Origin of the sequence: Cedecea neteri NBRC 105707 = ATCC 33855, from assembly GCF_001571265.1 — a bacterium.
Classification (GTDB): Bacteria; Pseudomonadota; Gammaproteobacteria; order Enterobacterales; family Enterobacteriaceae; genus Cedecea; species Cedecea neteri.
Map to the genome: position 1 here is coordinate 116,050 of NZ_BCTL01000020.1, position 6,653 is coordinate 122,702.

Consider the following 6,653-nt stretch of genomic DNA (forward strand, 5'->3'; position numbering starts at 1 on the left):
GAGCATCAGTTAAAAACGTTGTGTAGCAGCGTGTACATCTGGGTGAAAGCGCGTTTTGCCACTTCCGGGTGGTATTTCGCCACGCCTTCAACGTTCGCGTCCGGATCGGTGAACGAGTGAACGGCCCCGGCGTAGCTCATCAACTGCCAGTCTACCGATGCAGCGTTCATCTCGCTGGCGAACCCGGCGAGCTGCTCGCGCGGCACGAGCGGATCTTCCGCGCCGTCCAGCACCAGAATAGAAGCTTTGATCTCACCCGCTGCGTGGGTTTTCAGGGTATCCAGCGTGCCGTGGAAAGAAACCGCCGCTTTAATATCCGCGCCGCTTCTTGCCAGCTCAAGCGCACAGTGCCCGCCGAAACAGAAGCCTGCGACGGCCAGTTTGCTGCCGTCGACGGCAGCCGTTTTCTGCGTGGCGAGCGTGTCCAGCGCGGCCTGCATGCGGCCGACTTCTGCCGGGGTATCTTTCACGCCCATCATCAGCGCCCCGGCTTCATCGGCGTTCGTCGGGCGCTTGCCCTGGCCGTAAAGATCGGCAACCAGCACTACGTAGCCCTGTGCGGCGATCCCTTTAGCCTGTTCAACCGCACCGGCGCTCACGCCCATCCAGTTGGGGGCGATCAGGACGCCTGGTCGCGCAGCGCTTTGGTTTTCCTGGTAGACCAGTGCGCCTTCAAAGGTTTGATTCTCGACTTGATAAGTAATGGGTGTTGAAATAATTTCTGACATCAGAATTAACCCCTAAATAAAATTTATTGGTCTGCAGGTGAACGCTAATTAATTTCATATTGATAACAGATTGGCAATTTATTAAATTTACAAGCGCATGAATTGCTATTTTATCTCATTTAAAAAGCGTTTATTTGTTAGCGCTAAATACTTTCTGTGAATAATTGTAATTTGTTTTTTTACGCGCTTAGCGATTATTAAAATGTGCTAACAAAAGCTCAGTGACTTCTGCTTCCAACGCCGGAGGGATTTCATGGCCCATGCCTTCAATGAGCTCTAGCCTGGCACCGTGAATCGTGTTGCTGATATCCTGCCCGGCTTCTACGGGGAAAAGCGGATCGTGCGTGCCGTGGATCGCCAGCGTAGGGGCCGCAATCCGTTTTATCTCACTGCGAAGATCGCCGGTGGCGGCCATCGCCGCAATCTGGCGCAGCATGCCGGGCATCGAACTGGCGCGCGCCAGCGAGGTTATTAACAGCGCCGTGTAATACTGCTCGTCAAACGGGACGTGCGTGGAGGCAATACGCCGGAAGAATGCGAGCTGCTGCTCAAGCCAGGCGCTTTGATGTGAATACGGGTCCGGCCTGGGCCCGAGTAGCATTGCCATCACATCCGGGGCCGGAGGTGGAAGCTGAGGATTGCCAGTGCTGGACATGATGGCGCACAGAGACAGCGTTTTTTGCGGATATTGTGCGGCAAACAGTTGGGCGATCATGCCGCCCATAGAGCGGCCAACAATGTGCGCCGCCGGAATACCGGCGTTGTCCAGCGTGAGGGCAACGTCTGCCGCCATCTCCCGCAGCGTATAGGCGATGGGGATGCTTTGGCCCTGGGAGAGCACTTGCAGGTCGGGCACGCCCGCGTGGTTCAACGTGGGAGACAGCCCGCAGTCGCGATTATCGACCCGTAAAATGTAGAACCCGCCGTCGGCCAGTCGCTGGCAGAAACGCTGAGACCAACTGATGCTCTGGCTTCCCAGCCCCGGCAGCAGCACTATGGCCGGGTTTTGTTTTTCACCGAAGGCGTCGAAGTAGAGCGAGACCGGCAGGTTAGTAGCAGTGTTCATGGGCGATCCTCAGTTTTTGCTGCCAGGTTTCCAGTAGCTTCTCCAGCGCGGCTTTAACGTTTTGCTCATCCGGCTTTACCTTTTCGAGCAGGGTGAACTCGAAAGCGGGCTCGCCGTATTGGTTCCAGGCTTGCTGCAGCACCTTATTGCGGTGCTGCCCGAACTTCAGTTCAAACAGATGGCGGTTTAACACGCCCTGAGCGTTTGCGGCGCTGGCCAGCAGCTTGTGGCCGGTTTGCGTATTGGCGATCAGGTAAACGCCGGCCGTAGTCGGGCTGTCTTTATAGCTCTGCTTCAGGTCTTTTTTATTGATCGCTTCAGTCATTTTTTGGCTCCTGTTTACCGAATGCCAGCTGTGCGGCATATCGGCGAATATCCTGCGGCCAGCCTTCCATCGCGGCGCTAAAAGCCGTTTCGTCATCGGCAAACAGCGCGCGCAGGCAGGTTTCATATTCCGGCAGGTCTCCCGCCAGTTCGTGCATAAACTGGTAGGCGCTTTCGTGCCTGCGGCGTTTGTTGTCTGCCGGTTCACTGGCTTTTTTCGCCTGTTCAATCAGCCGACGTAACGTCGCGGAAGCGCCGCCGGGCTGTGTGGCCAGCCACTCCCAGTGGCGCGGCAGCAGGGTGACTTCCTTCGCCGATACGCCAAGTTTTGGTCTGCCGCGAGATTTAATCGCCGCAGGCGCTTCGGTTTGCGGTGTGGCCAGCTCCGGGTAAGCCGCAATGGCGCTGGCTTCATCTCCGTGTACGTAGATATCCAGCCGTTTGCCGGTCTGATCATCGAAGATAAACACCGGCTCGTTGCCGATTGGCGTGGCCTTTATTTGCCGTAACAGTTCGCTCAGGTTGCCTTGGGCAATCTGCTGCCCCTGCATAAAGGCGGTAAGGGTGACAGAAGACATGGGGGACCTATTTTATCCGGGTAAAAATTGCAGCCTATCGGGGTGGATCGATTTTGTCAATTATACCCGGATAAAATAGATGGGGGAGGTCAGGCCTGGTGCATCAAATCCTGATACAGCTCTGCGAGAACGCCGCCGGGGCGAAATTGCTGTTTGATCCAGCGGGTCACCTGGCCTGTCGCCGCGTGCTGTGTGGCAAGCAACATACGGGAGTGCTGGCGTGGGTTATGTACCTGGCGGATTGTCAGCAGGCCGTTTTCTACCTCGCTACGCGCCATGTAATCTGGCAAAAAACCGATGCCTTCGCCCAAAATCTGGCACTGACATTTGGTCGGGAAGTCCGGTACAACCACGGTATCCTGACCGTGCAGTAGCCAGCCCACCTTTTTATTAATGGTGGAGGCAGTGTCTTCCACCATGATATTTGGGTACAGCCTGAGCTGGCTTTCGGGGATGGGTTCTTGTGCCGTGGCGAGAGGGTGATCTGGCGCTACGGCGAACGCCCAGTGGATTACGCCAATTTCCGTGTAGTCAATGCCACCCCCGCCCAGCAGCGCATCCGGCGCGCCAATAGCAATATTCACCTGATTGTTGAGCATCGCGTCCCAGACGCCGTTGTACACCTCGGTGGTGATAGCTACTTGGCAGCCGGGGAACTGTTTTTTCAATATATTCAGCAGCCTGGCCGTGTGGCGTGGCGTGTACAGCAGATGGTTAATGCAAATCCTGACTTTGGCTTCGATACCCTGCGAAATGGTCTCAATGCCCAGCCGGATCCCTTGAAAATCATTCAATAAGTCGTTGGCTTTCCGGTAGAGATAGATCCCGGATTCGGTCAGCTCGATGCTGCGGGTATTACGGATAAACAGTGGCGTACCGAGCCAGGTCTCCATGCGTTTTATTGTGTAGCTGATAGCAGAGGTGGTCACCCCCAACTCTTCGGCTGCACGGCTGAAGTTGCCGTAGCGGGCAGCACAGGTAAAAGCCTGCAGGTTCTCTTCGGTAAAGATGGAGTTCATTCCGTGCTCCCTTCGATGACGCGTGATGCGGGGGAGTTTGACACATTTTGAAAAGGATTATTAAAACACATTCAACAATAGCGGCATCAGCGATGAATCTTTTTTAAGCGGATGTTCTTCACCCTGGGGGGTTGTTATTCTCGGATTTCAGGAATAACCGCGAACGACAGGAGAACACAATGTCTGAAAAAGAGCTGGTTACCGAGTTTCTGACGGCGGCCTTGAAAGGGGAAGCCACAACGCTGAAAGCATGTCTGGAACGTGGCGTGGACATTAACGTGACCAACCGTGAGGGAAGAACGGCGATTACTCTCGCCAGTCTGAACAAAAAGTATGACTGCGTGACGCTGTTGATTGGCGCAGGCGCGGACATTAATCGGCAGGATGAAACCTGTTTTAATCCCTTACTGATTAGCTGCCTGAATAACGATCTTAAACTGTTGCGCCTGCTGTTACCCGCCAGGCCTGACCTGACTCGCTTAACCCGTTTTGGCGGCGTAGGCATTACGCCTGCCAGTGAAAAAGGCCACGTTGAGATTGTGCGTGAGCTGCTGGCGCACACCGAGATCAACGTCAACCACACCAACTTCCTCGGCTGGACGCCGCTGCTTGAGGCCATCGTGCTGAACGACGGCGGCAAAAAACAGCAGGAGATCGTTTCTCTGCTGCTGGAAAACGGCGCTAATCCGCACATGACGGATAAGTACGGCAAAACGCCGCTGGTGCTGGCCGAGGAAAAAGGCTACCGCGAAATTGCTCAATTATTGAAAGACGCGGGCGCATAGCCGCGGCCAACCTCACTTCTATTAATCTCTCTGGGTAGAAAAATAAAAATGACTGAAATTGAAAAAAGCCGTCGTGAGTTTATCAGCGGAGGCGGCAAGGTCGCCGCCGCCTGTGCGCTGTTTGGGGCAACCGGAACCGCAGCGTGGGCCGCGAAAACACCTGCCAATGTTAGGGAGGGTAGCAGCCAGATGAGGACCATCAGCGAGAAACACTATTATCTGGACAACGTGCTGCTGGAAACCGGGTTTAACTACGAGGGCGAAACCGCGGTCAGCACACGCACCGAACTGCATACGTTAGAAATTAAAGACGGCAAAATTGCGGCAATTAGCGTCAATAAAGTGCACCCGGACGAGTCGCTGCACGCGTACGATGCCGGCGGCAAGCTGCTGCTACCGGCCATGCGCGATATGCATATCCACCTGGACAAAACGTTCTATGGCGGCCCGTGGCAGGTGCATAACCGCCCGGAAGGCACCACCATCATGGATATGATTGCCTACGAGCGAAAAATTCTGCCAGAGCTGCAGCCGTACACCCGCGAACGTGCCGGCAAGCTTATCGATCTTATCCAGTCCAAAGGTTCAACCATTGCCCGCAGCCACTGCAACATCGAGCCCGTTTCCGGGCTGAAAAATCTTGAAAACCTGCAGGCGGTGCTGGCAGAGAGAAAGTCCGGGCTGAGCTGCGAAATCGTGGCGTTCCCACAGCACGGCCTGCTGCTGTCGAAATCTGAACCGCTGATGCGGGAGGCGATGCAGGCGGGGGCGCACTATGTCGGCGGGCTGGATCCGACCAACGTTGACGGCGCGATGGAGAAGTCGCTCGACACCATGTTCCAGATTGCGCTTGATTACGACAAAGGCGTTGATATCCACCTGCATGAAACCAGCCCGGCGGGCGTCGCGGCGGTGAATTACATGGTGGAAACGGTGGAGAAAACACCGCAGCTTAAGGGCAAACTGACCATCAGCCACGGCTTTGCGCTGGCGACGTTAACCCCGCAGCAGGTGGATGACATAGCCACGCGCATGGCGGCTCAGCAGATTAGCATCGCGTCCACCGTGCCTATCGGCACGTTACATATGCCGCTCAAGCAGCTGCAGCAAAAAGGCGTGCTGGTGATGACCGGCACCGACAGCGTGATAGATCACTGGTCGCCTTATGGGCTGGGCGACATGCTGGAAAAAGCCAATCTTTATGCCCAGCTTTACGTTCGCCCGAGCGAGCTGAGCCTGTCGCGTTCGCTGGCCATTGCCACTGGCAATATTTTGCCGCTGGACGATAAAGGCAAACAGGTATGGCCGAAGGCGCAGGATGAGGCGAGCTTCGTGCTGGTGGATGCGTCCTGTTCGGCAGAAGCCGTAGCGCGTATTTCGCCGCGTACCGCGACATTCCATCAGGGGAATTTAGTCTGGGGAAGCGTTATTTAACTCGAACTAAATAGCCTGCAAGAGCAGGCTATTTTTTAGTTTTACCTGACAACGAAGACCGGGAAGCGAGCATGGCGAATAATGCTGGAGGCATTAGAGCCCAGCAGGTGAGTCGAAATAGACGGATTCTTCGAGCCGACAATAATCACATCCGCATGAATTTCCTGCGCGACCTCGTTAACTTCATCCCGCACCGAACCGTAGCGAATTTCCAGCACCACTCGTTCTTTCGGCAGCGAGAAATGCCCGCGTAGTTCTTCCATCTTTTCTTCGGCGTTTTTCTTCAGGTACTCATCGAATTTACGGATGTCAGAGGAAAAACCGTGGGTATTAAACAGCGGGGATTTCGGCAGGACGTAAAGCAGATGGATTGTGCCCTCAGACTCTTTCGCCAGATATTCGGCATGGCGAATGGCTTTATCCGTGAGCTCCATTTCAAAAACATCCACCGGCATTAAGATGGTTTTATACATCATTAATCTCCTTTTGGTTACGTTTCTTTTATTCTGGCACTAACGGTGTTTTTTCACCGTGATCTGACGGGGAAATAAGGCATTTTTCTCTCCCGTATGGGGATAGAACATAGCTGCTTGTTTTCCTGACATGGGGGAGGGGGTATTTGATTCTTTATGCTGGAATGGATGTATCCCGTTCACCTCCAATCCTGTTTTATATGTCACCACCGAACCGGTGAACGTCTCGGGAGAATCACCGTCATT

Annotated in this window: 9 protein-coding genes; 2 read left to right on the top strand and 7 right to left on the bottom strand. The window is 54.6% G+C overall.

What is annotated here, in order from left to right:
* Positions 1–5 precede the first annotated feature (5 nt).
* The 5 genes from CNE01S_RS09655 to CNE01S_RS09675 form a co-directional block, all read right to left on the bottom strand.
* Entirely contained in the window at positions 6–728 is a 723-nt protein-coding gene (locus CNE01S_RS09655) for a dienelactone hydrolase family protein (RefSeq protein WP_061275495.1), read from the bottom strand.
* A 187-nt stretch (positions 729–915) separates the two neighbouring features.
* A complete protein-coding gene (locus tag CNE01S_RS09660; protein WP_061275497.1) occupies positions 916–1,794 on the bottom strand; it encodes an alpha/beta fold hydrolase in 879 nt (292 codons plus the stop codon).
* Positions 1,778–2,119: a GIY-YIG nuclease family protein gene (locus CNE01S_RS09665; protein WP_061275499.1), complete on the bottom strand. Its 342-nt coding sequence runs from the start codon at positions 2,117–2,119 to the stop codon at positions 1,778–1,780. Before CNE01S_RS09665 ends, CNE01S_RS09660 begins: the two co-directional genes overlap by 17 nt.
* Positions 2,112–2,696, bottom strand: a complete 585-nt coding sequence (locus tag CNE01S_RS09670; RefSeq protein ID WP_061275501.1) for a DUF2239 family protein — start codon at positions 2,694–2,696, stop codon at positions 2,112–2,114. Before CNE01S_RS09670 ends, CNE01S_RS09665 begins: the two co-directional genes overlap by 8 nt.
* A gap of 89 nt (positions 2,697–2,785) precedes the next feature.
* Entirely contained in the window at positions 2,786–3,715 is a 930-nt protein-coding gene (locus CNE01S_RS09675; RefSeq protein ID WP_061275502.1) for a LysR substrate-binding domain-containing protein, read from the bottom strand.
* Positions 3,716–3,894: 179 nt separating this feature from the next.
* On the opposite strand from CNE01S_RS09675, the gene CNE01S_RS09680 reads away from it, so the two are divergent.
* A complete protein-coding gene (locus CNE01S_RS09680) occupies positions 3,895–4,500 on the top strand; it encodes an ankyrin repeat domain-containing protein (RefSeq protein ID WP_061275504.1) in 606 nt (201 codons plus the stop codon).
* Positions 4,501–4,548: 48 nt separating this feature from the next.
* On the top strand, positions 4,549–5,934 hold the full coding sequence (locus CNE01S_RS09685; protein ID WP_061275506.1) for an amidohydrolase family protein: 1,386 nt from the start codon (positions 4,549–4,551) through the stop codon (positions 5,932–5,934).
* A gap of 41 nt (positions 5,935–5,975) precedes the next feature.
* On the opposite strand, the gene uspG is transcribed toward CNE01S_RS09685, so the two are convergent.
* Together uspG and CNE01S_RS25630 are read right to left on the bottom strand one after the other, a co-directional pair.
* The gene (gene uspG / locus CNE01S_RS09690; protein ID WP_045781609.1) at positions 5,976–6,407 is read right to left on the bottom strand and encodes a universal stress protein UspG; all 432 of its coding nucleotides are present in this window, start codon (positions 6,405–6,407) and stop codon (positions 5,976–5,978) included.
* A gap of 39 nt (positions 6,408–6,446) precedes the next feature.
* The coding region (locus tag CNE01S_RS25630; RefSeq protein ID WP_218009451.1) for a hypothetical protein at positions 6,447–6,653 on the bottom strand (207 nt) is incomplete at its 5' end.